Source organism: Arsenicitalea aurantiaca (assembly GCF_003994485.1).
In the GTDB taxonomy this organism is placed as follows: Bacteria; Pseudomonadota; Alphaproteobacteria; order Rhizobiales; family Devosiaceae; genus Arsenicitalea; species Arsenicitalea aurantiaca.
The window spans coordinates 313,344-339,296 of sequence record NZ_RZNJ01000003.1 but is presented as its reverse complement, the minus strand read 5'-3'; the positions used below and the strand labels follow the sequence as shown (position 1 = coordinate 339,296).

The 25,953-nt window shown below is 65.3% G+C and carries 22 protein-coding genes and 1 tRNA gene; 14 read left to right on the top strand and 9 right to left on the bottom strand.

The window, feature by feature from the left end:
• Positions 1-30 precede the first annotated feature (30 nt).
• From EMQ25_RS10255 to EMQ25_RS10225, 7 genes are all read left to right on the top strand, one after another.
• Positions 31-1,224, top strand: a complete 1,194-nt coding sequence (locus tag EMQ25_RS10255; RefSeq protein WP_127188480.1) for an amino acid aminotransferase — start codon at positions 31-33, stop codon at positions 1,222-1,224.
• Between the two features lie 42 nt (positions 1,225-1,266).
• Positions 1,267-1,920, top strand: coding sequence for a fructose-6-phosphate aldolase (gene fsa / locus EMQ25_RS10250; RefSeq protein WP_127188479.1), 654 nt, complete (start codon positions 1,267-1,269; stop codon positions 1,918-1,920).
• Between the two features lie 4 nt (positions 1,921-1,924).
• Positions 1,925-3,001, top strand: coding sequence for an Mrp/NBP35 family ATP-binding protein (locus EMQ25_RS10245; protein WP_127188478.1), 1,077 nt, complete (start codon positions 1,925-1,927; stop codon positions 2,999-3,001).
• 65 nt (positions 3,002-3,066) lie between these two features.
• On the top strand, positions 3,067-4,374 hold the full coding sequence (locus EMQ25_RS10240) for a GH1 family beta-glucosidase (RefSeq protein WP_127188477.1): 1,308 nt from the start codon (positions 3,067-3,069) through the stop codon (positions 4,372-4,374).
• 304 nt (positions 4,375-4,678) lie between these two features.
• A complete protein-coding gene (locus EMQ25_RS10235; protein ID WP_127188476.1) occupies positions 4,679-5,995 on the top strand; it encodes an ABC transporter substrate-binding protein in 1,317 nt (438 codons plus the stop codon).
• Positions 5,996-6,081: 86 nt separating this feature from the next.
• Complete coding sequence (locus EMQ25_RS10230) at positions 6,082-7,083, top strand: carbohydrate ABC transporter permease (protein WP_192895659.1); 1,002 nt, start codon at positions 6,082-6,084, stop codon at positions 7,081-7,083.
• Positions 7,083-8,276, top strand: a complete 1,194-nt coding sequence (locus EMQ25_RS10225; RefSeq protein WP_127188474.1) for a carbohydrate ABC transporter permease — start codon at positions 7,083-7,085, stop codon at positions 8,274-8,276. The genes EMQ25_RS10230 and EMQ25_RS10225 overlap by 1 nt, the downstream gene beginning before the upstream one ends.
• Positions 8,277-8,299: 23 nt before the next feature.
• Here the strand turns inward: EMQ25_RS10225 and EMQ25_RS10220 are convergent, their stop codons facing one another.
• Entirely contained in the window at positions 8,300-9,397 is a 1,098-nt protein-coding gene (locus EMQ25_RS10220) for a LacI family DNA-binding transcriptional regulator (protein ID WP_158626032.1), read from the bottom strand.
• A gap of 80 nt (positions 9,398-9,477) precedes the next feature.
• On the opposite strand from EMQ25_RS10220, the gene bglA reads away from it, so the two are divergent.
• Positions 9,478-11,133, top strand: coding sequence for a beta-galactosidase BglA (gene bglA, locus EMQ25_RS10215; RefSeq protein WP_127188700.1), 1,656 nt, complete (start codon positions 9,478-9,480; stop codon positions 11,131-11,133).
• A 19-nt stretch (positions 11,134-11,152) separates the two neighbouring features.
• On the top strand, positions 11,153-12,160 hold the full coding sequence (locus EMQ25_RS10210; RefSeq protein WP_127188472.1) for an ABC transporter ATP-binding protein: 1,008 nt from the start codon (positions 11,153-11,155) through the stop codon (positions 12,158-12,160).
• Between the two features lie 24 nt (positions 12,161-12,184).
• On the opposite strand, the gene EMQ25_RS10205 is transcribed toward EMQ25_RS10210, so the two are convergent.
• The 7 genes from EMQ25_RS10205 to EMQ25_RS10175 all read right to left on the bottom strand — a co-directional run bounded on the left by EMQ25_RS10205 (position 12,185) and on the right by EMQ25_RS10175 (position 22,721).
• Positions 12,185-13,744 carry a dipeptide ABC transporter ATP-binding protein gene (locus EMQ25_RS10205; RefSeq protein ID WP_127188471.1) on the bottom strand — a complete coding sequence of 520 codons (1,560 nt, stop codon included), beginning with the start codon at positions 13,742-13,744 and terminating at the stop codon, positions 12,185-12,187.
• On the bottom strand, positions 13,731-14,594 hold the full coding sequence (locus tag EMQ25_RS10200) for an ABC transporter permease (RefSeq protein ID WP_127188470.1): 864 nt from the start codon (positions 14,592-14,594) through the stop codon (positions 13,731-13,733). The genes EMQ25_RS10205 and EMQ25_RS10200 overlap by 14 nt, the downstream gene beginning before the upstream one ends.
• Positions 14,591-15,547: an ABC transporter permease gene (locus EMQ25_RS10195; RefSeq protein ID WP_127188469.1), complete on the bottom strand. Its 957-nt coding sequence runs from the start codon at positions 15,545-15,547 to the stop codon at positions 14,591-14,593. The genes EMQ25_RS10200 and EMQ25_RS10195 overlap by 4 nt, the downstream gene beginning before the upstream one ends.
• A 48-nt stretch (positions 15,548-15,595) precedes the next feature.
• On the bottom strand, positions 15,596-17,077 hold the full coding sequence (locus EMQ25_RS10190; protein ID WP_127188468.1) for an ABC transporter substrate-binding protein: 1,482 nt from the start codon (positions 17,075-17,077) through the stop codon (positions 15,596-15,598).
• A gap of 131 nt (positions 17,078-17,208) precedes the next feature.
• Positions 17,209-18,774: an ABC transporter permease gene (locus EMQ25_RS10185; RefSeq protein ID WP_158626031.1), complete on the bottom strand. Its 1,566-nt coding sequence runs from the start codon at positions 18,772-18,774 to the stop codon at positions 17,209-17,211.
• Between the two features lie 104 nt (positions 18,775-18,878).
• Entirely contained in the window at positions 18,879-19,913 is a 1,035-nt protein-coding gene (locus tag EMQ25_RS10180) for an extracellular solute-binding protein (RefSeq protein ID WP_127188466.1), read from the bottom strand.
• A gap of 165 nt (positions 19,914-20,078) precedes the next feature.
• Entirely contained in the window at positions 20,079-22,721 is a 2,643-nt protein-coding gene (locus EMQ25_RS10175) for a sensor histidine kinase (RefSeq protein WP_158626030.1), read from the bottom strand.
• 217 nt (positions 22,722-22,938) lie between these two features.
• Here EMQ25_RS10175 and EMQ25_RS10170 point away from each other — a divergent pair.
• From EMQ25_RS10170 to EMQ25_RS10155, 4 genes are all read left to right on the top strand, one after another.
• A tRNA-His gene (locus EMQ25_RS10170) sits at positions 22,939-23,015 on the top strand.
• Positions 23,016-23,113: 98 nt separating this feature from the next.
• Positions 23,114-23,701, top strand: a complete 588-nt coding sequence (locus EMQ25_RS10165) for a hypothetical protein (RefSeq protein WP_127188464.1) — start codon at positions 23,114-23,116, stop codon at positions 23,699-23,701.
• Positions 23,702-23,818: 117 nt separating this feature from the next.
• Entirely contained in the window at positions 23,819-24,205 is a 387-nt protein-coding gene (locus tag EMQ25_RS10160; protein WP_127188463.1) for a DUF2147 domain-containing protein, read from the top strand.
• A gap of 99 nt (positions 24,206-24,304) precedes the next feature.
• A complete protein-coding gene (locus EMQ25_RS10155) occupies positions 24,305-24,538 on the top strand; it encodes a hypothetical protein (RefSeq protein WP_127188462.1) in 234 nt (77 codons plus the stop codon).
• 48 nt (positions 24,539-24,586) lie between these two features.
• On the opposite strand, the gene EMQ25_RS10150 is transcribed toward EMQ25_RS10155, so the two are convergent.
• Positions 24,587-25,207, bottom strand: a complete 621-nt coding sequence (locus EMQ25_RS10150; RefSeq protein WP_127188461.1) for a L,D-transpeptidase — start codon at positions 25,205-25,207, stop codon at positions 24,587-24,589.
• 125 nt (positions 25,208-25,332) lie between these two features.
• On the opposite strand from EMQ25_RS10150, the gene EMQ25_RS10145 reads away from it, so the two are divergent.
• A complete protein-coding gene (locus EMQ25_RS10145) occupies positions 25,333-25,929 on the top strand; it encodes a DNA-3-methyladenine glycosylase I (RefSeq protein ID WP_127188460.1) in 597 nt (198 codons plus the stop codon).
• Positions 25,930-25,953 lie beyond the last annotated feature (24 nt).

Sequence of the window (25,953 nt, the reverse complement as noted above, 5' to 3'; positions counted from 1 at the left end):
CGGCGACCTTTTATCGCCGGAACCGTCCTGATGTTTGAGACCCTCCACAAGGCCACGCTCGACAAGATCTTCGTGCTGATGGCCGAGTACGCCGCCGACCCGCGCTCCGAAAAGATCGACCTGGGTGTCGGCGTCTACAAGGATGAAACCGGCAACACGCCCATCATGAGCGCCGTCCGCAAGGCCGAGGCGCGCATCCACGAAAATGCCCGCACCAAGACCTATGTCGGGGTCTCGGGCAATCGCGGCTTCTGCAATGCCATCGTCGATCTCGTGCTTGCCGACAGCGTCGATCGCAGCCGTGTCCGCACCGCGCAGGGTCCGGGTGGCACCGGCGCGCTCTGGATCCTGATCCAGCTGCTCAACCGGGCCAAGCCCGGCGCGCGGGTGATGATCTCCGATCCCTCATGGCCCAATCACTGGCCGATGATGGAACTGGCCGGCCTCACGCCCGAGCATTACCCCTATTTCGACCCCAAGACCCGTGCGGTCGATTTCGATGCCATGCTGGCCACGCTCGACACGCTCGGGCCCGACGACATCGTGCTGCTCCATGCCTGCTGCCACAACCCGACCGGCGCCAACCTCACCGAGGCCCAGTGGGATCAGGTTGCGGCATCGCTCGCCCGCACCGGTGCCTTCCCGCTGCTTGATCTTGCCTATCTCGGCTTCGGCGACGGGCTCGAGGCCGATGCCTATGCTGCCCGCAAGCTCGCGTCGTCCGTCCCCGAGATGATGATCGCCTTCTCGGGCTCGAAGAATTTCGGGCTCTATCGCGAGCGCGCCGGCTGCGCCATCGCCATCGCGCGTGACGAGGCCGGGGCCGACATCGTGGGCTCGCAGATGTCCAACGTCATCCGCGCCTCTTTCTCCCAGCCGCCCGATCATGGCGCCGAGATCATCCGCGTCATCCTCGAGGATCCCGCGCTTCGTGCCGAATGGGAAGCCGAACTCGCCCAGATGCGCGAGCGCATGAAGCGGCTCCGCGTCAAGCTCGCCGAAGCGATCCGCAAGCAGTCGAACGCCACCGACTATGATTTCATCGCCGAGCATTCGGGCATGTTTTCGCTCCTCGGGCTCGAACGTGATGTGGTCGAGCGTTTAAAAACCGAGGACGGCGTCTATATGATCAATGACAGCCGCATCAACGTGGCCGGCATTCCCGAAGACCGCGTCGACGCGCTGGCCAGCCATTTGCTGGCCGCGACCCGTCAGTCGGCCTGAGACTTTCCCGGCGCGAGCCGCACCGCAATCGAGGAGGGGAACATGAAGTTCTTCGTAGACACTGCCGATTTCAACGAGATCAGGGATCTGGCCGATACCGGCCTGCTCGATGGCGTCACCACCAACCCCTCGCTCGTGGCCAAGGCCGGTCGTGACTTCAAGGAACTGATCGGGGAAATCTGCGCCCTCGTGCCCGGCCCGGTCTCGGCCGAAGTCGCCTCGACCGATTTCGACGGCATGGTCGCCGAGGGCGAACGCCTCGCCCAGATCGCCGACAACGTCGTGATCAAGCTGCCGCTCACGCTCGCCGGCCTCAAGGCCTGTAAGCATTTCACCGATAAGGGCATCAAGACCAACGTCACGCTCTGCTTTTCGGCCAACCAGGCGCTGCTCGCCGCCAAGGTCGGCGCGACCTATGTGTCGCCCTTCATCGGCCGGCTCGACGACATCAATCTCGATGGCATGGAACTGATCGAAAACATTCGTGCAATTTACGACAATTATGCTTTTTCGACTGAAATTTTAGCCGCATCTATACGTACCCCGAACCACGTCACCCAGGCTGCGCTCGCCGGTGCCGACGTCGCGACCATGCCGCCCGCCGTCATCCGCAAGCTTGCCGAACACCCCCTGACCACGAGCGGCCTCGAGAACTTCGTCAAGGACTGGAAGTCGACCGGCCAGTCGATCCTCTAAGCCGATGGCCGACCAACGCATTGCCGGCGCGGTGAAATCCGCGCTCGGCGCCGTCGAAATCCCCGGCGGTGGCGACCTTGCGGGCTATGCCGGCCTGTCGGAAATCATCGTCACGCCCGGCGCCATCGCCTTTGCGATCGCCGTTGCACCGGGCATGGAAGCCGCCTTCGGCCCCGCCCGCACCGCCGCCCAGGCCGCCGCCGAAGCGGTTGGCGAAGGGCGCAAGGTGATGGTCTCGGTGACCTCCGACCGCGCCCAGGCGTCCCAGGGCCAGCCAGCCGCCCAGCGCGCGCCGGGCCCGCGTCGGGAAGGCGTGCCGGGGGTCAGGCACATCATCGCGGTAGGCTCGGGCAAGGGCGGCGTCGGCAAGTCGACGACCGCGGTCAACCTCGCCCTCGCGCTTGCAGCCGAAGGGTTGCAGGTCGGGCTCCTCGACGCCGATCTCTACGGGCCCTCGATCCCCAAGCTGATGGGCATCGAAGGCAAGCCGGCCATGCGTTCGGACGGAATTTTCCAGCCCCATGAGGCCCATGGGCTGCGGGTCATCTCCATCGGCTCGATGCTGACCGCCGACCAAGCCGTCGTCTGGCGCGGCCCGATGGCGACCTCGGCGCTGCGCCAATTGCTGCGCGAGACCAATTGGGGCGGTCTCGATGTGCTGGTCGTCGACCTGCCGCCCGGCACCGGCGACATCCAGATCTCGCTCTGTCAGCAGACTGAACTCACCGGCGCCGTCATCGTCTCGACGCCGCAGGATCTCGCGCTGATCGACGCCAAGAAGGCGATCGACATGCTGCGCCGCCTCGATATCCCGCTGCTCGGCCTCGTCGAAAACATGAGCTATTTCATCGCTCCGGATACCGGCACCCGCTACGACATTTTCGGGCATGGCGGAGCGGAGCTGGCGGCCCATCGGCTCGACATTCCCTTCCTCGGCGGCGTGCCGCTGGTGATGGCGATCCGCGAGACCTCCGACGCCGGACGGCCCGTCGTCGCGTCCGCACCGCAGAGCGCCGAGGCGGGAGCCTATCGCGCGGCCGCCCGCACACTGCTCGAGCAGCATCCTCACCTTCGCCCTTGAGGCCCGGATGACAAGCAGCCCTGGCGCTGCTAAGCCAACGCCTCCGAAAAAGAGGGGGCTGCACCATGTTTTCCGTCGAGCGCAAGGACTTCGGACCCGACTTCGTCTTCGGCACCGCCACATCCGCCTATCAGATCGAGGGCGGGCAGGGCGACGGACGCGGGGCCAGCATCTGGGACAGTTTCTCGGCAACCCCGGGCAATGTGCGCGGACGCGCCACCGGCGCGATCGCATGCGACCACTACACGCGCTGGTCCGAGGATCTCGATCTGGTGCGCGACGCCGGCTTCGGCGCCTACCGGTTCTCCTTTGCCTGGCCCCGGCTGATCCCCGAGGGTCGTGGCGCACTCAACGAAAAGGGCTTCGCCTTCTACGACCGGCTGGTCGACGGCATGCTCGAGCGGGGCATCAAGCCCTTTGCCACGCTCTACCACTGGGACCTGCCGAGCGCGCTGCAGGATCGCGGTGGCTGGATGAACCGGGACATCGCGAACTGGTTCGCCGACTACGCAGCCATCGTCGCCCACCGGTTCGGTGATCGGCTCGAAACCATCGCGACGCTCAACGAGCCTTGGTGCGTTGCCTGGCTCAGCCATTATCTGGGCGCCCATGCTCCGGGCTATCGGGACCTGAGGGCCGCCGCGCGCGCCATGCATCACGTGCTGCTCGCCCATGGCACCGCGATCGACGCGCTGCGTGTCGAGGGCGCGCGGAACCTCGGCATCGTGATCAATCTCGAAAAGGCGGAACCGAAGACGGCGAGCCCGGCCGACGAAAAGGCGGCGGGGCTCGGCGACGCGCTCTTCAATCGCTGGTATCTTGAGGGCCTCTTTGCCGGGCGGTATCCTGAAGAGCTCGTCTCGCTCCTCGCCCCCTATCTGCCCGAGCGGTTCGAGGACGACATGGCGCTCGTTTCGCGTCCCATCGACTGGCTGGGGATCAACTACTATACCCGCGGCCTCTATGCGGACGATCCGACTGCGCCGGTCTTCGGCTTTTCGCAGTCCCGTGGCGACCTCGACAAGACGGATCTGGGCTGGGAAATCTACCCCCAGGGCCTGACGGACCTGCTTGTCCGGGTTGCGAAAGACCATACGAACCTGCCGCTCTACGTCACCGAGAACGGCATGTCCGAAAGCAATGATGCGCGGCGGGTCGCCTTTTACGACGCGCATCTGCGTGCAGTGCTGGATGCGAGGAAGGCAGGCGCGGATGTGCGCGGTTATTTCGCCTGGTCGCTGCTGGACAATTTCGAATGGGCCGAAGGCTATGAGAGCCGGTTCGGGCTTGTGCATGTCGATTATGAAACGCAGGCCCGCACCCCGAAGCCCAGCTATTCGGCCTTTCGCGGTCTCCTTCACAACACGCGCTGACCGCCAGTCCTCCGAGGTTCGCCCGTGCCGGGCCGCTCAATGAAATCGATTTAACCGGGGGATTGCGCCGGGTGACCCGGCTTGGCAAGTCCCCGTTCTTGTGTCAACGTACGGTCATGTCCACCACGCTGGCTCCCGGTTTCGGGGCGGCAAGCAGCTCCCAAAACGTTTTGGGAGCCTGCGTTGTGGGCCCCGCGGCTCGGGTCGCGGAAACGGGCATTCGCGCCGCGTCCGTCCAAGGGCAGGCCCGGCCGCTCCAAACAGGCCGCCAAAGTGCGGCTCAACTGTGCGATGGGAGGACTATATGCACAAAACTATGCTGGCCGGTGTCTCGGCCGCAGCGCTCGTCCTGGGTATGGCGAACGCCGCCTCGGCGCAGACCATGGCCGACTTTGAGGCGATGGATCTCAGCGGGCAGACGATCACCGTCTTCGGTCCGTGGCTGACCGAGGATCAGGAGCATTTCGAGGCCGTGATCGCGCCTTTCGAGGAAGCGACCGGCGCGGACGTGCAATATGCCGGTTCGGACAGCTTCGAGCAGCAGATCGTCATCGATACCCAGGCCGGCTCGCCCCCTAATATCGCGATCTTCCCGCAGCCGGGCCTCGCCGCCGATCTCGCCGCCCGCGACCTGCTGGTCCCGCTCGGGGACGAGACGCGTGAATGGGTGCTCGAGAACTACGCCGCCGGACAGTCCTGGGTCGATCTCGGCACCTATGCCAACTCGGCCGGCGAGGATGACCTCTACGGCTTCTTCTACAAGGTCGATGTGAAGTCGCTCGTCTGGTACGTGCCCGACAATTTCGCGGATGCCGGCTACGAGATCCCCGAGACTCTCGAGGATCTCCTCGCGCTCTCCGAGCAGATCGTCGCAGATGGCGGCACGCCCTGGTGCATCGGGCTCGGCTCGGGCGCGGCCACGGGCTGGCCGGCCACCGACTGGGTGGAAGACCTGATGCTGCGCATCAACACCCCGGAAGACTACGATGCCTGGGTCTCGAACGAACTGCCCTTCAACGATCCCAAGGTGATCGAGGCGATCGAACTCTTCGGCACCTTCGCGCGCAATGAAGACTGGGTCGACGGCGGCAGCGCCGCAGTGGCCTCGACCGATTTCCGCGACAGCCCCGGCGGCCTCTTCACGGTGCCCCCGCGCTGCTATATGCACCACCAGGCATCGTTCATCCCGTCCTTCTTCCCCGAAGGCACTGAACTCGGCGTCGATGCGGACTTCTTCTACATGCCCGCCTTTGCCGAGCGCGATCTGGGCCAGCCGGTGCTGGGCGCCGGCACGCTCTTTGCCATCACCCAGGACAGCGAAGGCGCTCGCGCCTTCATCGACTACCTCAAGACCGTCGAAGCCAACGAGATCTGGATGGGCCGCGCGGGCATGCTGACCCCTCATACCGGTGTCAATCCGGACGCCTATGCTTCGGCGGCCGCACGCGGCCAGGGCGAAATCCTGCTCAACGCGACGACCTTCCGCTTCGACGGCTCGGACCTGATGCCCGGCGCAGTGGGTGCCGGCTCGTTCTGGACCGGCATGGTGGACTATGTCGGCGGTGCTTCGGCCGAAGACGTGGCCAACACCATCCAGCAGAGCTGGGACGCGATCAAATAAGGATCGCCAGATGATCTGGCGGTGCGGGCAATGCGCCCGCGCCGCCGCACTTTGATTGCACAGTCGAGGTCGGGGAGGGCTCGATGATTCCGCAGCTTCTGAATGCGGCGCTGACCGTGGTGATCGGCGTTGCGGCCTGCGTCCTCTACTTCTGGGGCACCAATTGGGTGCTTGACAGGACCTTGAGCGGCGAGGGGCCGAACGGCGGCGCGAACGACCGGCGCCGGACCAAGATCCGTCCCTGGCTCTTCCTTTTCCCCGCGCTCTTTTTCATGACGGTTTATCTCGTCTACCCCGTCTTCGAGACGCTGCGGCTCAGCCTGCACGACCGCAACGGCACCAATTTCATCGGCTTTTTCAACTATATCTGGGCCTTCAACGATCCGGCCGTCCGCCAGTCGGTGTTCAACAACCTGCTCTGGCTCATCGTCGTGCCGTCACTCGCCACCGCCTTCGGGCTCGTCGTCGCGGTCCTCGCAGACCGGCTCTGGTGGGGCAATATCGCTAAATCGCTGATCTTCATGCCGATGGCGATCTCGTTCGTTGGCGCATCGGTGATCTGGAAGTTCGTCTACGATTTCCGAGGGCCCAATGCCGAGCAGATCGGCATCCTCAACGCCGTCGTGCAGGCCTTTGGCGGAACCCCGCAGGCGTGGATGACCGTGCCGTTCTGGAACTCGATCCTCTTGATGGTCATCCTCGTCTGGATCCAGACGGGCTTTGCGATGGTGATCCTGTCGGCCGCGCTGCGCGGCATCCCCGAGGAGACGCTGGAAGCCGCCCGCATGGATGGGGCGAGCGACATCCGCATCTTCTTTGACATCATGATCCCGCAGATCTTCCCGACCATCCTCGTGGTCTGGACGACGATCACCATCGTGGTCCTCAAGGTCTTCGACATCGTGCTCGCCATGACCAATGGCCAATGGAATACCCAGGTGCTGGCCAATCTGATGTTTGACTGGATGTTCCGCGGCGGCGGCGATTTCGGCCGCGGCTCGACCATAGCCATCCTCATCATGATCGCGGTCATCCCCATCATGATCTGGAACATCCGCCAGGCGAACCGCGCAGAGGGGACACGGTGATGGCCACGACCACGACGAGCTATGCCGAAGAACAGGCGGCCCCGGCCGCCCGCGCCTTCTGGATCTCGCGGATCAATGTGGGCCGGCTCATCGCGCATCTGGCGCTCCTGGCGCTGGTGCTGATCTGGACCCTGCCAACCGCTGGACTGCTGATTTCTTCGGTTCGAGACCGCGACCAGCTCGCCGTGTCGGGCTGGTGGACGGCGCTGGTGACGAGCGATCGGAACGTGGCGCTCACCCTTCCCGGTGCGGATGCGCAGGCGGAGGAAGGGGGGCGGTATGTGATCCGCGGTGAGCTCTTCAGCGACGCGGGCGTAACGGTCCAGCGCTACGGCACCTCCATCAACAACCCCACCGAGGCCGCTGCCGGCGAAACGCTCGCCGTGCGCCAGGGCGGGGAAATCACGGTTGCCGCCGATGGCAGCTATGAATGGGTTTCGGCGACCCCGTTCGAGCACGACCGCGTCCGGCTCTTCGTCGTCGCGGGCACGCCGCCGCGCTTCACGCTCGACAACTACGTCAACGTGCTCAACTCCGAAGGCATCGGGCGATCCTTCATCAACTCGTTCACCGTGACGATCCCGGCGACCATCATCCCGATCCTGATCGCGGCCTTTGCCGCCTATGCACTCGCCTGGATGAGTTTTCCGGGTCGGGCGTGGATCGTGGCGCTCATCGTCGCCCTGCTCGTCGTGCCGCTGCAGATGTCGCTGATCCCGCTTTTGCGCATGTACAATGGCATCGCCATGTGGACGGGCGGCAATTCGAAGACCTATCTCGGAATATGGCTTGCTCATACCGGGTTCGGCCTGCCGCTCGCCATCTACCTCCTGCGCAACTACATGGCGGGCCTGCCAAAGGAGATCATGGAATCGGCGCGCATGGATGGGGCGAGCCATTTCAAGATCTTCACCACCATGGTGCTGCCGCTGAGTTTCCCCGCACTCGCCTCCTTTGCGATCTTCCAGTTCCTCTGGGTCTGGAACGACCTGCTGGTCGCCACCGTCTTCCTCGGCAATCGCGAGGACCAGCTGGTGCTGACCGGGCGGCTGCGCGAACTGCTCGGTTCGCGTGGGGACAATTGGGAAATCCTGACGGCGGGCGCCTTCATCTCCATCGTCGTGCCGTTGATCGTCTTCTTCTCGCTGCAGCGCTATTTCGTCCGCGGCCTCTTGGCAGGCTCAGTGAAATAGGGATCGGCGAGCCCATGCAGCGCTCAGACCGGCGGGCGCCTTGCGCCCGTCTCCACCGGCAGCGGCAGGGCGAGGCTCGCCCCGTCCATGCCTTCGGCCAGCACGAATTCGGACGCCATCAGCGTGCCGCGCGGGGCGATATGATCCTCGCACCGGCGCACCAGTTCCTCGACGAGCGCCCGGCCCGCTTCGCGCAGCGAGGACCGTACGCGGGTCATCCGGCCGGCATGGGGGGTGAGATCGACATAGGCGAGACGGTCGTCCATCGTCCCCACGGCGATGGCGTGGTTTTCGCCCCGAACGGCGCGGATCGCCGCCTGACCCTCGATCGCCATCAGGATCGAGGAATAGAGGATGGCGTCGATATCGGGATCGGCCAGCGCCAGTTCGGTCAGCCGATAGCCGGCTTCGCCCATCGGGTGGACGCCATTGTGAAGCCGCAGCGTGTCGGGCGGCAGGCCGGCATCGGCAATGGCATCGACAACACCCATCCGCCGGTGAAGGGCGTAGGTATAGCGCTCGTCGCCATTGATGAAGGCGACGCGGCGTCGGCCGTTAGCGATCATCAGCCGGGCGAGCTTGTAGAAATTCCCGTAATTGTCGACGTCCACCCAGCCATAGCGCCCGGCACGGGCCTCGCGCCCGTGCACGACGAAGGGGTGACCGGTCGAGAGCAGGAATGCGATCCGCGGGTCGTCCTCGCGCGGCAGGTCGAGAATGAACCCGTCGACGCCGTTCTCGGCGACATAGCGCTCATAGGCTGCGACTTCGCCCTCGGCGAGCTCGCTCGTCAGCACGATGTCGTAATGCCCCGCCCGCGCCCCGCGCAGGACGCCGGCCATCACCTCCACGAAATGCGGATCGAGGAATTTCCGCTCATTGTCGGGCTGCACCCAGCCGATATTGCGGGTGCGCCGGGTGACGAGCCGCTGCGCGTTGCGATTGGGGCGGTAGCCCATGCGCGCCGCGGCCTCCGCGACACGCTCGCGGGTGGCTTCGCCGACATCGGAATAGCCGTTGAGCGCGCGGGATATGGTGGTGATGGAGAGGTCGAGCTCGGCCGCGACATCCCTGATCGTGACATTGGCACTCCGGGCCCGTTCGCTCGGCGGCTTTTTCATCCTCATCCTCGCCTGGCCCGCTCTGGAGCCCAATATCGTGCGGCCATGCCCGCGGGAGTGTTGCCTTGAACTTCAGCCTGATGCCCAACCCCACCGGCTCTTCGGTGCCGACGACGCGGAGCGACTGGTGGCGCGGGGCCGTCATCTACCAGATCTATCCGCGCTCGTTCATGGATGCCAATGGCGATGGCGTGGGCGATCTCGCCGGCATCACGAGACGGCTCGACCATATCGCAGGGCTGGGGGTGGATGCCATCTGGCTTTCGCCGGTCTTCACCTCGCCGATGCGCGATTTCGGATACGACGTCGCCAACTATCGCGACATCGACCCGATCTTCGGCACGCTCGCCGATTTCGACCGCATGCTCGAAAAAGCGCACGCGCTGGGACTGCGTGTGATCATCGACCAGGTGATCAGCCATTCCTCGGACCGCCACCCCTGGTTCCAGGAAAGCCGGCTGAGCCGCACCAATCAGCGGGCCGACTGGTATGTATGGGCAGATCCGAACCCCGATGGCACACCCCCCAATAACTGGCTCTCGGTATTCGGTGGGTCGGCCTGGACCTGGGACGCACGCCGGATGCAGTACTATCTGCACAATTTCCTCGCATCCCAGCCCGATCTCAACTTTCACAACCCCGCCGTGCAGGAGGCGGTGCTCGATGCCATGCGCTTCTGGCTCGAGCGTGGGGTCGACGGCTTCCGGCTCGATACGACGAACTATTATTTCCATTCCCAAGGGCTAGAAGCCAACCCCGTGGTGAAGCCCGAGGAGTTCAACGCCTCGATGGCCCCGGCGGTGAACCCCTATAATTTCCAGGAGCATCTCTACGACAAGAGCCGCCCCGAAACGCTGGGTTTTCTCAAGCGCATCCGTGCGCTGGTGGACGAGTATCCCGGCCGGGCAACCGTGGGCGAGATCAGCGACAGCCAGCACCAGTTACGGCTGATGGCCGAGTATACGACCGGGACCGACCGGCTCAACATGGCCTATACCTTCGACTATCTGGGGGGCGATTTCGATGCTTCCCATTTCGCCGGGGCAATAGCGCGGACGGAGGCCGAGGCGCCGGGAGGCTGGGTCTGCCTCGCCTTTTCCAACCATGATGTGGTGCGCCATGTCAGCCGCTGGGCGCGGCCGGAAGATCGGGAGGCCTTCGGACGACTCTCGCTCCTGCTGCTGCTCTGCATGCGCGGCTCGGTCTGCCTCTACCAGGGTGAGGAACTGGGTTTGCCGGAGGCCGAGATCGCCTTCGAAGACCTGACCGATCCCTATGGCATCGAATTCTGGCCCGAGTTTAAGGGCCGGGACGGTTGCCGGACGCCCATGGTCTGGGAGGCCGACGCGCCCTCAGGCGGGTTCACGAGTGCCGCACGTCCCTGGCTTCCAGTGCCGCAGGAGCATCTGGCCCGTGCGGTCGACAGGCAGGCAAACGACCCGCACTCCATGCTCAATTTCTACCGGGAGGCGCTGGCGTTCCGCAAAACCCATCCGGCCCTCATTGGCGGCACGATTACTCTTCTCGAACGGCCAGAGGGCGTCCTCGCTTTTACGCGCGAGGCCGAGGGCGAACGCCTCGTTTGCGTTTTCAACATGCGGGCGGAGCCTGCCTCTTTCGAAAATGCGGCGCTCGACGGCTCGGTCTCCTGCGGTGCGCCAGGCACGCAGGATGCGCCCGACGGGATGATGTTGAAGCTCGCGCCGTTTGGCGCCTATATTGCAGCAATGGCCTGAAGGCCGCGGGAGGAGTGCCATGTCCGATCTGAAGATCACAAATCTCTACAAGCGCTATGGCGCTGTCGAAATCCTCAAAGACGTCAATCTCGACATCGCCTCGGGCGAGTTCATCGTCTTCGTCGGGCCCTCCGGCTGCGGGAAGTCGACCCTGCTGCGCTGCATTTCCGGGCTGGAGTCGATCTCGTCGGGCACGCTCGCGATCGATGGCAAGGTGGTCAATGACGTAGCGCCCTCCAAGCGCGGCATCGCGATGGTGTTCCAGTCCTATGCGCTCTACCCGCATATGAACGTCTTCGACAACATGGCCTACTCCCTGAAGCTGCAGAACACGCCCAAGGAGGAGATCCGCGCCAAGGTCAGCGCGGCCGCCGAGAAACTCCAGCTCACGCCCTATCTCGAGCGCCTGCCCAAGGCGCTGTCGGGTGGACAGCGGCAGCGCGTGGCGATCGGGCGCGCAATCGTGCGGGACCCCAAGGTTTTCCTCTTCGACGAACCGCTCTCGAACCTCGATGCTGCGCTTCGCGTACAGACCCGCCTCGAGATCGCGCGGCTCAAGGAAAGTCTCCCCAACACCACCATGATCTACGTGACGCACGATCAGGTGGAGGCGATGACGCTCGCCGACCGCATCGTGGTGCTGAACGCGGGGCGCGTGGAGCAGGTGGGCACGCCCATGGAGCTCTACGAGAACCCCCAGTCGCTATTCGTGGCCGGCTTCATCGGCAGCCCGAAGATGAACTTCCTCTCGGGCAGGTTCGCCGACAAGTTCAACGCCCACACCGTCGGGGTGCGCTCCGAGCATCTCGATATCGCGCCTGCGGGCGGGGTCTGGACCGGCAAGGTCATCTATTCGGAAAATCTCGGCTCGGACAGCTACATCTATGTCGATGTCGGCTCCGAAGAGCCGGTGATCGTCCGGCAAAACGGCAAGGCGTCCTATCATGCGGGCGACGAGCTCAGCTTCTCGCCGCGCGGCGACGCCTTCCTGCGGTTCGACAAGGAAGGCCAGCCGATCCGGCACTGAGGCACGGGCAGGCTTGTCGCCGGATCAGAGCTCGGGCAGCCGAGCGGCGAGCAGGGCACGGGTCTGTTCGTGCTCCGGTTTCTCGAAGAGCTTTGCCGGCCGACCTTCCTCGACGATCCGGCCGGCACTCATAACCAGGACGCGGTCCGCAAGCGCGCGGACCATGTCGAGGTCATGACTGATCACGAGATAGGTGAGCCCAAAATCGGCGCGCAGCCTGTGGAGGAGGGCAAGCACTTCGCCGCGCACGGACACATCGAGCGCCGACACCGGTTCGTCGAGCACCACGAGGCGCGGACGTGTGACGAGGGCGCGGGCGATTGCAAAACGCTGGCGCTGTCCCCCCGAGAACTGGTGGGGATAGCGGCTGAGCATGTCAGGCGAAAGGCCGACCGCCTCGACCATGTCGGCAACCCGGCGGCGCCTTGCGGCCTCGTCGAGATCGGGCAGGAGCCGAAGCGGCTCGGAAACGGAAGCCCCTATCCGAAGGCGTGGATTGAAGCTGCCGAACGGATCCTGGAAGACGAGCGAGATGTCGGGCCGGAGCGCGCCGGGGAGATCGCTGCCGTGATAGACGGTGCGGTCGAACTGCATGGTGCCGTCGGTTGCCCGATCGAGCCCCACGATGATGCGCGCCAGAGTACTTTTGCCACAGCCTGACGGGCCCACCAGCGCCACCGATTCGGCCCGGCGAAGCGTTAAGCTCACCGCGTCGACCGCCAGGGTTCCGGCCCGGCGCGGCAGGAAAAGGAGGGACGGGCTCTCGAAGCGGCGGGAGATCTGTCGGGCGGTGAACAGCGGATCGCCCATCGGGGCGTTGGCGAGGGTATGGATGCGGAAGCGGGCGGCGCCCACCAGCATGCGCGTATAGCGCTCGCGCGGATGCCCGAGAATGGCCTCGCGCGGCCCCGCCTCGACGACGCGCCCCGCCTGCATGACCATGATGCGGGGACAGAGGGCGGCGACGGCCTTCAGATCATGGCTGATGAACAGGAGCGCCATGCGCCGGTTGCGGGCGAGCCGGTCGAGCAGGTCCAGCACCTGTCGCTGCGTCACCAGATCGAGGGCGGAGGTCGGCTCGTCGGCGATGAGGAGATCGGGGCGGCTCGCCAGCGCCATCGCGATCATCACCCGCTGGCGCTGGCCGCCTGAAAGCTCGTGTGGATATCGCCGCCTATGCTGGGGCTCGAGCCCGACCTCATCGAGCAGCGCCAGCACCTGCGTGCCATAGCCGACGCGGTCGCCGCTCAGAAAGATCGCTTCGGCGATCTGCTCGCCCACCTGCATAAGCGGGTTGAGCGCACTCATCGGCTCCTGGAACACCATGCCGATGCGCTTGCCGCGGAGCCGGGCCATGGTGGCTTCGTCCTCGGGGAGCGGGCTGCCCTCGAAGAGGATGGTGCCGGTGCGCTCTGCGGTGTCGGGCAGGAGGCCGGCAATGGCGAGCGCGGTGAGGCTCTTGCCCGACCCGCTCTCGCCGATCACGCCGAGGCGTTCCGACGGCGCGAGCGTCAGGTCGAGCCCTTCGACGACGGGCCGGCCGGAAAAGGCGATGCCGAGCCCCTTGACCTCAAGCAGCGACACGCGGGAGCCCCTCCTTGCGCAGCCTGGGGTCGATCAGGTCCCGGAGCCCATCCCCGGCCAGGTTGAGCGAAACGACGATGAACATGATCGCCAGCCCCGGAACCATGGCGAGGTGCGGGTGCAGCAGGAAGATGCTTTGTGCATCGCGCAGCATGAGCCCGAGGCTCGTGCCGGGAGGCTGGGTGCCGAGCCCGACATAGCTGAGCCCGGCCTCAGCAAGAATGCCGAGCGAGAGCTGGATCGTTGCCTGCACGATGACGAGACTGGCGATGTTGGGCAGGAGGTGCTTGCGAGCGATGGCGAGCGAGGAGAGGCCCGCAAGGCGTGCAGCCGCGACATAGTCGAGGGACTTGAGGCTGAGCGCGCCGCCCCGGGCGACGCGGGCGAAGACCGGAATGTTGAAGATGCCGATGGCGAGCATGGCATTGGTGGCGCCGGGGCCGAAGAGCGTCGTGATGAGGACCGCGACGATCAGGGCCGGGAAGGCGAAGAGGAAATCATTGACGCGCAGGATCAGCCATTCGAAGGGCCCCCCGACGATGGCTGCCGCGAGCCCCAGCGGCACGCCGATGACGAGGCCGATACCGACCGCGACCGCCGCCACTGTAAGGCTCGTCAGAGCGCCGCGCATCAGCATCGAGGCGATGTCGCGGCCCAGATGATCGGTGCCGAGCAGATAGTCTCCAAAGAGCGGCGCGAAGCGCGCAGCGATGTTGACCCTGTCGACGACATGGGGGGTCCACACGGCGGAGAGTAGGGCGAGCCCGATAAAGGCGAGCGTTCCCAGAAGACCGATGACGAAGCTCGGGTGGCGGAGGGCGCGGCCGGCCCAGTGATCTCGTATGCTCATCGAGAGGCGCGCCTGACCCTTAGGCGCGGATCGACCAGCCCGTAGAGGAGGTCGACGACGAGCATGGTGAGTGTGACCCCGACGACGAGCACGATGATCGCGCCACGCACGAGGATGAGATCGCGCTCTGAGATCGCGGTGAAGATCAGCCGGCCGAGCCCAGGCAGGTAGAAGACGTTCTCCACGATGATGGTGCCGGCGACGAGGAATGCGAATTGCAGACCAAGTATGGTGAGGACGGGCAGGAGGGCGTTTCGCACGCCATGGCGCCAGACGGCCTCGCCCATGGTGAGGCCCTTGGCGCGCGCGGTGCGGATATAGTCGGCGGACTGCACGTCGACGAGCGCCGTGCGCATGACGCGCGCAAGGATGGCCGCCTGCGGGAGCGCCAGCGCGAAGCTCGGCAGAACCAGCGAACGGATCGCGCCCCAGGCGTTTTCGTCCCAGGGCACGAACCCGCCCGGCGGCAACCAGCGCAGGGTGACTGAAAAGAGCAGCACGAGCAGCATGCCGAACCAGAAGTTCGGCACCGCGACACCGAGCTGGGCGAGCATCATGAGCCCGGTATCGGCAAGCGATCCGCGCCGCCGCGCCGCAAGGATGCCGAGGGGCAGGCCGATCGCGATGGAAATCACCATGGCCGCGAGCGCCAGCGGGAAGGTGACGGCGAGGCGTTCCGCGATGAGAGCGGAGACGGGCGCACCCTGGGTGTAGGAAAGCCCGAAATCGCCCTGCAGCATCCCCCCGATCCAGCGGATGAAGCGCTCGAGGGGCGGGGCTTCGAGGCCCAGTTGAAGCCGGAGCGCCTGTACGGCTTCAGGGCTCGCATTGATGCCGAGGATGAAACGGGCAGGATCGCCCGGCAGCGCGTCGAGCAGCAGGAACGTCACTGCTGCCGCCGCCAGCAGCGTCGCCACGAACCCCGCAAGGCGCTTCAGGACGTAGGGGATCACGAGGAATGGCCGCCGGAGGTCAGGATGGATCCGGCGGCCGGAAGGCGTTTAGTCGACCCAGCGGATGTCGCGGAGTACGACACCCTCGATCGGGGAATCGACCCACTGGCCCTCGACTTTGGCGTTCCACACACCGATCTGCGGCAATTGATAGAGGAAACCATTGACTGCCTGTTCCGCGAGCCGGGTCTGGGCTGCGACGGCGAGTTCGCGCCGACGCGCGTCGTCGGTGGTCGTGCTCAGCTCGCTGATGATGGCCTGGAAGTCTGCATCGTCATAGCCGAAGTAATAATCGGGATCGGCATAGATGCCAATGTCAAAGGGCTCGACATGGGCGACGATGGAGAGGTCGTAATCCTTGTTGGTGAGGACGTCGGTCAGCCATTGCGCCCATTCGACGTTGATGAGTTCGACCGTGACGCCGATCTCGGCGAACTGGCTGGCGAGGATCTGTCCGCCCAGCCGGGCATAGTTGACCGGCGGCAGCTTCATCGCGGTTGAAAAACCGTCCGGAAAGCCGGCTTCGGCAAGAAGGGCGCGGGCGGCTTCGAGATCGTGCGGATAGGTGCCGGTGAGATCGACGTAATAGGGATGATGCGGGGCGAAATGGCTGCCGATCGGGACCCCGAAGCCGTTCGAGACGCCGTCGATCAGGGCCTGTCGATCGATGGCATGGGCGAGGGCCTGCCGCACGCGCAGATCATCGAAGGGCGGCTGCCTGTTGTTCGTTGCCATGATGATCTCGCCCTCAGTGGTGCCGACGAGCACCTTGAAACGTGGATCGGCCTCGAAGAGCGCGATGGATTCGGAGGCGAAATTGTTGAAGCCGTCCACTTCTTCGGCAAGCAGCGCGTTGATGCCGGCGGCGGTATCGCCGATGAAGTGGTAGCTCGCTTCGGTCAGCGCAGGGAGTTCGCCCCAATACTCCTCATAGCGGGCAAGCTGGATGCGGCTGCCGCGATTCCACTGGACGAAGCGGAAGGGGCCGGTGCCGACCGGATCGGTGGCGTTGGTGTCGGCTGTCGCCGGCGAGACGATCACCGCATCTCCGCGCCCGATGTCGAACAGGAACATGCCGCTGGGCCGCTCGAGGACGATCTCGACGGTCGCCGCATCGATCGCCGTCACGCTCTCGATGGGCGCATAGAGCGCCTTCTGGGCGTTGACGCTGTCATCGGCGAGAATGCGCTCGAAGGTGAAGACGACGTCTTCGGCAGAGAATGGGGTGCCATCGTGGAAGGTGACGCCCTCGGCGAGGTTAAAGGTGTAGGTGAGCCCGTCCTCCGAGATCGTCCAGTCGGTTGCAAGGCCCGGCTGGACCGCTCCGGTCTCGTCGACCCGCGTCAGCCCCTCGAAGATGTTCTGGTAGACGACGATGTCGATCGCCTCTGCAGCGCCGGCGGTGGGATCGAGCGCGGGCGGCTCGAGCACGACGCCGATGCGGATATCGGTGCGCTGCGCCTGGGCGGCGCCGATGAGAACGAGGCTCGCAACGGCAGCGTAGAGGACGGTCTTGATCGGAAACTGCATGGTTCTCTCCATGAGGCGGGGAGGACCCCGCAGGCGGACGGTTAGGGGGTCGTCCGGCCGTCAGGCGCAAGAAACCCCACTCGCATCGCGCTTATAGGGGATCGCAACTGACATGGCAGCACTGTGCAGGATTATACTTTCCTACCGATGCCCGGTCGCGTGGCAAGAACGACCGGAATGAGCCCGATCAGCACAATGGCGAGTGCCGGAAGCGCCGCCTCGGCAAAAAGGCTGACATTGGCCCGCGCGAAGACGACGGTTGCGAGCGTGTCGATGCCGAGCGGCCGGAGGAGGAGCGTTGCGGGCAGTTCCTTGACGATCTCGACGAAGACCAGGGTCGCAGCGCTGAGGATGGCGGGGCTCAGCGTCGGCAGGTCGATCCTCCAGAGCAGGCGCCAGCGCGATGCGCCCAGAACGCTCCCCGCATCCAGCATCGAGCGCCCGCGCTTGCGCATGGCGGCGTCGAGCGTCGAATGGCTGACGGCGAGGAAGCGGATGGCATAGACGTAGCAGAGCGCGATCATCGAGCCCGAGAGGATGAGGCCGGGGCGCCAGTCGAAGGCGGCCATGGTCGCCCGGTTGATCCAGAGATCGGCGAGGCCGAGCGGCTGCAGCAGCCCAAGGGCAAGCACGGTGCCGGGGATGGCATAGCCGAGCGTGGCGAGCCTGATCGCGCCCCGCGGGACCGGGCCGCCGGGCCCGTTGCTCTGGCGTGCCGCGAAAAGTCCGATCGCAACGGTCAGGAGCCCCCCGACACACCCCAGCATGATCGTTGGCACGCCTGCGCTGATCGTGAGCGCCACGGCCTCGGGCCGCAGCGTGCGCAGGGCCGAATAGGTCAGCTGGCCGAAGGGAATTCCGAAACCGGCGACGAGCAGCAGCGCGCAGAAGCCGAAGGCACCCCAGGCGCGGGCGCCTCTCAGCGCTTCGCGGACAGGCGGCACGCGACTGTCGCGGCTCGAGAGATAGACCCGGTTCCGGCGTGCCCACTGCTCGGCGAGGATCAGCACACCGATGATGAGGACGATGGTGACCGCAAGCTGGGCGGCGCCCCCGAAATTGCCGCGGTTGATCCAGGTCGAATAGATGATGGCGGTGAGGCTGTTGACCCCGAAATATTGTACCGCGCCCAGATCGTTCACCACTTCCATCATCGCAAGCGTCGCGCCGACGACGATCGCGGGACGCGAGAGCGGCAGGGTGATCGAAAAGAAAGTCCGCAGGCCACTGGCCCCGAGCGTGCGCGCCGCAATGTTGAGCGAGGCCGACTGCATGAGGAAGAAGGCCCGGCAGGCGACATAGACGTAAGGGTAGAGGACGAGACTGAGGACGATGGCGGCGCCGGTATTGGTCCTTATGTTCGGGAACCAGTAATCCCGCAGCGTCGCAGCGCCGGTCAGGGCGCGGACCGCCTGCTGGATGGGCCCGGTGAAGTCGAGGAATTCCACATAGGTGTAGGCGGCGAGATAGGTCGGCACCGCAAGCGGCAGGATCAGTGCCCACTCGAAGAGACGGCGCAGCGGGAAGCTGTAATGGGTGACGAGCCAGGCCGAGACCAGCCCGAGCACCGAAGTGATCGCGCCCACCCAGGCCATGAGGAGCGCGGTTTCGCGGAGCGCCGTCGGCAGCATGGTGGCGCTGAGCCCATTGCTGCCGGCAAGCGCCGCATCGATGGCCCCTGCGGCGAGCCAGAGCACGGGTAGCCCCATGACGAGGACGAGCGCAATGGCAGCAACCGGCAGGGGTTTCCCCCCGCCGGCGCGGTCGGTTCGAGACTGGATGTCTGCCAGTGCTATCGGTCCTAGTCCTGCGGGCCTTCGTTGAAGCGGAGTTCGTCGACGAGCTGTGCGGCCTCGGCGCGATGGGCGGCGACCTCCTCGAGCGGGATCTGCGAAGCGTTGAGCGTACCCCAGGAAAGGGTGAGCTCTGCCGGCGATACGCTCGGGACGACCGGATACTCGTAATTGGTATCGGCGTAGATCTGCTGGGCCTCGTCGCTGAGCAGATATTCGATCAGCGCATTGGCATTGGCGGCATTGGGCGCATGGGCTGCGATGAAGCCGCCGGCCACGTTCACCTGGGTGCCCTCGCCCTCGGCGTCCGGGTAGACGATGCGCGCGGCGTTCGCCCAATCCTTCTGCTCGGGCTCGGCTTCGTTGTTGAGCATCGCCCCCATGTAATAGGTGTTGACGATGGCGAGGTCGCAAGTGCCGTCGAGGATTGACTTGACCTGGCCGCGATCATTGCCGGTGGGCGCGAAGGCGAGATTGTCGCGGACGGCCGTCAGCCATTCGCGGGTCTCCTCGAGCCCCGTGGCAGCGATGCGCTGGGCGATCAGTCCGATATTGTAGACGTGGTCGCCCGGGCGCGTGCAGATCCGGCCATCCCATTCTTCGGTGGCGAGGTCGGCATAGGTCAGCGTTTCGGCGTCGACGCGATCCTTCGATACATAGAAGACGCGGGCGCGCAGAGAGAGTGCGGTCCACGCCCCGTCGCTATCGCGGAACGCTGCCGGGACGCGCTCGAGGGCATCGGTGGTGATGGGCTGGGTCAGGCCGCGCTCTTCGGCGCCGACCAGATTGCCGATGTCGACCGTCAAAACGACGTCGGCCGGCGACAACTCGCCCTCAGCCTCGAGGCGCTCGAGAAGGCCGTCGCCGGCATAGAGCACGTTGGCGCGGATGCCGGTTTCTTCGGCAAACCCATCGAGCAGCGGCTGCAGCAGCGCCTGCTCGCGGTAGGAATAGATGTTGACCTCGCCGCTCTGGGCGAAGGCCGGCACGGCGGTAAACAGGGTGGTTCCAACCAGAAGGCTGGCAAGCAGGGTGGCTTTCATCGTCGTCTCCTCTCGGCGGGGATCAAGGGCCCCGGATCAAGCTAGGCGAGTTCTGCTTAATCTGATCGGCGGTGTCAAGAAAAGAGCGGCGCCGAAAAGCGCTTTTTTGTCAATAGTTTAGAAAGATTCAAAACTGCGGCGGGAAGCGCCTTGAATAACATGCGTCTAGCCTTGCGGGGCTTCTGCACCCATCACCACCAGTTCGGGGGGGATCATCAGCGAGAAGATCGTGCCGACCCCGGCGCTGGGATCGACGCTGAGCGAACAGGTGTTGACCGCGAGGAGCGAGCGGGTGAGCGCGAGCCCGACGCTCGAGCGTACGGGCGCGAGGGCCTCTCCATCCCGGCCGATGCCGTCGCGGAAGACAACGAAGCGCTCGCCCAGATCCACCCCGGCACTTCCGGAATCGCGGACGTGCACGCCGATGCTTCCATCATCTTCAAACTGAGCCGAGATGATCACCGAGCCGCCGGGTGGCGTCTGGTCGATGGCGCTGGCGAGGAGGTTGAGGACGGCCTGCCCGAGCGACGCCCTGTCTACCCGGATATGGGGGAGGCGTTCGGAAATGGCGCTACGGACGAGGACCCGTGCCGCATTGGCCTGGCCGCGCACGCGCACGACGCAGCTTTCGAGGAGGCCGGTGAGGTCGACGTCGCTGGGACGAACCGTGTAGCGGCCATCCTTGAGGCGCGCATAATCGTCCAGTTCCTCGACGAGGGCTGCGATCTCATGGCCGGCGACGCGAATGTCGCGCGCATACTCCATGGACCGGTCGGCATCTCCCGTTCCGATCGTCGAGGAGCGGATGAGGTCCGAAAAGCCGATGATGGTGTTGAGGGGGCGACGAATGCCGCGGCTCACGCGGGCGAGCATTGACGGCTCGATCTCGTCCTCGCCGCGCATGGCGATGGGCGCGGGGCGGCCCGGCTTCCGGCGCACGAAGCCGAAATACCCTGCGACGATCCCGGCCTGCCCTTCGGGAAAAAGGGTGATCTCGACACCGGGGCGCACGGACTTCAGCACGCAATAGGGGCGCCGGGTTTCGGCAAACCGTGCGGGCAGTTCGAGGAAGGCTTGCAGCGCCGGGCCTTCTTCGGGCGCGAGCAGCCCGCTGATCGAGCCGCCGACCCCGTCCTCGATCCGATCGCCGAGAGCGGACCGGGCGGTGTCGGCCAGGTGCGTGACGATGCCGGCGCGATCGGTCGCGACGAACCCTTCGCCCTGGGCTTGCGCGGCGAGTTCGGCGAAGGTCTTGACCGCCGCCTCGTGACTCTGGCGCCGTTCGGCCATGCCCGCCGAGAGCATGAGCGCGGGCTTGCCTTGCCAGGAGATCGACTGCAAGCGCGCCGTGACGGGCAGGAGCGTGCCGTCGCGGCGGGTGAGGTGGGTGACGGCTTCGGCGCTGTCGCGCGGCTGGCCATCGGCGGGAAAGATGGCCTCGATCCCGTCCTGGCGCAGCTTTTCGATGCTTTCATGCCCGGTCATGTCAATGAGGGCGCGATTGGCAAAGAGCACCTGCTGGTCGCGGAAGACCATGATGCCGAGCGGCAGGCGGTTGAGAATGAAGGTTTCGCCCGCCAGATTGATGAGCGCCCCTTCGCCCGAGGGCGGGGTCGGTGGCGGTGGCGCGACCGCGTAGAGTGCCTCGGGGGGCAGGAGCGGCGGCTCGGTCTCCTCGCCCGCGACACGGTCATTGAGGATGCGGCTCAGCTCATCGAAATTGTAGCGCGAAACCCGCTCGAGGTCCGCGGGCATCTCGGCCGGGGGCGTAGCGGCGAGCGGATGGAAGCGGCGCCCGACCACGCGGAAAAGTGGGGTTTCGCCGGCATCGGGGGGCGTCGCGTCCTCCGACGGCGTGTCGGAGGCCGGAGCGGAAACGCCGGTCTCGTGCAACTCTTCGAGGTCCTCGGCGAAGGCGATGATCGCCGCGATGTCGTCCTCGTTCTGCTGGTCCGGTGCTGCGGGCTCGTCGGGCGTCGGCTCGACATCACTGTCCGCAATGGGGGCGTAGAGGTCGTCGGCCTCCGCCAGCCGGTCAAAAAGCGAGGCGAGCGTGTCGATGTCGGGCGAAACATCGGGCTCCGGCTCCGGTTCCTCGGGTACGGAAACGGGCTCGGGTTCCTCGCCGGAAGAGGAGAGGATGTCGAGCCCCTCTTCGTGCCGGGCTTCGGCGATGGCCGAATCCGCGGGCGCCTCGATCTCGCGGACGAGCAACAGGCTCTCGCCGGCCGGTCCCGCGCGCAGGCGGTCGAGCACATGGCGCGCGCCCTGTCGGGTGATCTCTGTATGTGCCCCGTCGGGCAGGTCTTTCGCCTCATGGACGAAGCTCTCGAGATCCTGCGCTCCGGCGAGAATTTCGCCTTTCGCGTCCACCAGAACATGGCGCGTGCCTGCGGGGAGGAGGGCCTCTGCGAGGCTGTCGGAGGGCTCGAGGGGCGCGGCGAGGTCCGGCGCAATCGGATCGACGCCCACGATGAGGAGCGCTGCGTCTCCGTTCTCGAGTTTCAGCGGCGTGCAGGTGCAGGTGGCCGAAAGCGGGCGACGACCCGAAAGGAACTGCACGCGCGAGAGGCTCGCCCGCCCCGGAACGCCGAGTCTCAGGATGCGCGCCACCTGTCCGCGGATGGGGGTGGCGTTGTCCACCGGGCGGACCTCGCCCTTCTTGATCCGTGCGTTGAAGAGCCGCGCTGCCGGATTGCGCCAGAGCAGCGCTTCGCCATCGGCCGACCACAGCCATGCCGGCCGCTGATCCGCCCAATGGGCGAGAACGCGGCGCGCGCTCGGTGATGTGATCCAGTCTGCGGCCATAGGGTCCCGAAATCTGTACCAGAATGGCACATGGGTTACGCAATGCTTAAGGTCCACTAAATAGAGGGCGGCACGGGGGCGGTCCATAACCAACCCCGGTTGATCCCTCTGGCAAACGTCCGAATGGTTAAGACGCAGGCCCGTCTCAGAGCTCTCCACAGGGCCAAAATCGGGACTTGTCATTGCCGGCGACTGGACATATGGTCCGCCCGGTTTCGCCGCCTTAGCTCAGTTGGTTAGAGCGCTAGATTGTGGATCTAGAGGTCCTCCGTTCAATCCGGAGAGGCGGTACCACTCCCCCCGCGACGATCACGACCTTGCATCATCGGGCCAAAGTCCAGACATTGGGGCTGCTGGTCAGTGTTGCCGCAAACGTTCGGGAAGGGGAGACAATGACGCTACGTTCCGTCGCGCTGGCCATGCTGGCTTCGACCGCATTCGGATTGCCCGCAACGGCGCAGACCACCGAGCTCGAACGGGCAGCCGCCTGTACGGCAATTGGCGAGGATGCCGAACGTCTCGCCTGCTATGACGAAATCTTCCTCGGGCCTGACGGGGTGGCACTGACCCCCGCGCTGTCTCACGCCGAATTTTCGCTGGTCTTTGAATCCGAGCGCGACATCCCCGCCCGTCCGAGCGGCCGTCGCCCTGCCACGCTCACCATTGCCTGCGATGCGGGTGAGGTCGCCATTGCGTTCGGGTTTGCCAACCAGCTGGTCTCTGCAACGGGCAATACGGCGGGTATTACGCTCCAATATGATCTGCAGCCTGCGCGATCATCGAGCCTGCGCGCCTCGCCGGATAATACTGCACTCCTGATCACCGACGACCAGGAGGCCCGCACTCTGCTCGATCAGTTGAGCGGCGTGACGACCCTGCTCGTGCGTACGACGCCCTTTCGCCAGCGCTCGGTGGCGGTGAACTTTCGCGTGGCGCCCATCCTCGAGCAGCTTCCCGCCTTCCTCGAGGCCTGCACCTGAACTGCCTCCTCGACGCCCCAATGATGAAGCGAAGATGAATATCCGGTTCGCCGGAGGTTCAATCGGGGCACGCTAGCAGAGGGTCATCAAAACCCTTCAACAGCATCAGGAGCGGTCATGACCCTGCTCAAGACCCTTTCATTCGCAACCCTGGCCCTTGCCTTTGCGGCAGCCCCCGCCATTTCCGCTGACGCCAGCCCGGTGGGCACCTGGCAGCAGACCACCGGGGAATCCCGCTACCAGGTCGCTATGTGCGGCGATGGAACCCAGCTCTGCGCGACCCTCGTCTGGTTGCGTGAGGACGCCCGCACTGCCGAAAACCTGCGCTATCTCAACAAGACGGTCGTCCAGGCCCGTCCGTCGGCCGTCAACAAATGGCGCGGCACGGTTCAGTATGAGGGGCAGGCCATCAATGGCAGCGTCACCCTCGTTGACGGCAATACGCTGAAGGTGAATGGCTGCCAGTTCATCGCCTGCCAGTCGTTCGAACTGAAGCGCGTCTAGCCGAGAACGGGCCCATCACACTGCGGTGACGCAACCAACATCGCCGCAATTGTGTTGCAGCTTCGTTAACGGGTTTTATCGCAGGCCAAGGAGATCGTCATGGAGACCAGAGCTCTCGACCGCGCAACCGCCGCACGCCGCCCCGGATTGGGGTGGTGCTCGAACGTCGTGCCGATCTCGGCCGCCCGCGCCGCGAATGGCCGCGAGAAAATTGCCCCGATGGGGGCGCCCGAAACCATCCTGGAGGTGGAGTTCGTCGGGCTGACGCCCGAGGAACAGCTGAAAGCCATCCAGGGCTTTCCAGGTGGACAGCGGTTTTCCCTCCGGGGATAAACCGATCGGCGACGTTTGAAGGCCCGCTCGCGCGGGCCTTTTTTGTTGTCAGATCACGATGACGCGGGCGCCTACGCCAACGCGCTGGTAGAGGTCGATGACATCCTCGTTGACCATGCGGATGCAGCCCGACGAGACGTTCTGCCCGATGCTCATGGGCTCGTTCGTGCCGTGAATGCGGTAGAGCGTCGAGCCGAGGTAAAGTGCTCGGGCCCCGAGGGGATTGTTGGGCCCGCCCGGCATGTATGCAGGCAGATGAGGCTGACGCTTGCGCATTGCGGCGGGCGGCGTCCAGCCCGGCCATTCCTTCTTGGCGGTGACACGGTGCGTGCCCGCCCATTCAAAGCCCGGCCGCGCAACGCCGATGCCATAGCGCATCGCCTTGCCATCGCCGAGGATGAGATAGAGGTATTTGTCACGGGTATGAACGATGATGGTCCCGGGCTTCTCCGTGCCCCGGTAGCCCACGACCTGCCGGATATATTGCGGCGCGATGCGCGCGCCTGCGGTCCTGAGGGTGAGGGCGTTGGCGGGCTTGCCCGTCGTCACCTGCATGCCCGGAGGCGGCGAGAACAGCGTCCGCTGCTGCGCCATTGCAGAAGGCGTCAGGCTTGCAAGCGTCAAAAGCACGGCAAGGCCACCCAGAGTGGCGCGAATCCATTTGGTCATGGTCTACACTCTCTCCAATTGCATGGGCGCGAAGGCGCAGGCCCGGGCACTCGCTTCACTGTGCCAGCGAAGGCCTATGCGCCGGTGAACGCCGATGGTTAGCGATCGGTATAAGGAGATCCCCGATGGACGAGGCTGAGCGCTGCTTCTGGGCGGGCGAAGATCCGCTTTATCGACAGTACCACGATACCGAATGGGGCCGGCCGGTCGGCTCGGACGAACGACTGTTTGAAAAGCTCTGCCTCGAAGGATTTCAGGCCGGGCTTTCGTGGCTCACCATACTGCGCAAGCGCGAGCGGTTCCGCGCCGTCTTCCACGGGTTCGAGATGACCCGGGTCGCGGCGATGACCGAGGCGGATGTCGAGCGCCTGCTCGGCGATCCAGGCATCGTGCGCCATCGCGGCAAGATCGCCTCGACGATCAACAACGCCGCACGCACCCTCGAAATTCAGGCCGAATTCGGTTCGTTCGCGCGCTATGTGTGGCGGTTCGAGCCCCGGCCCGAAGACCGGCCGGCAACGATCTCGCGCGAGACCATTCCCGCTCAGACCGACGCGTCAAAGGCTCTGAGCAAGGACTTGCGAAGACGAGGGTTCACCTTCGTCGGCCCCACCACCTGCTATGCGTTCATGCAGGCCATGGGTCTGGTCAACGACCACACCGAGAACTGTCACTGCCGGCTTGAGGTGGAAGAGGCGCGCGCGGAATTCGTCCGGCCCTGAGATTCGGAGTGAATCGGCCGACTG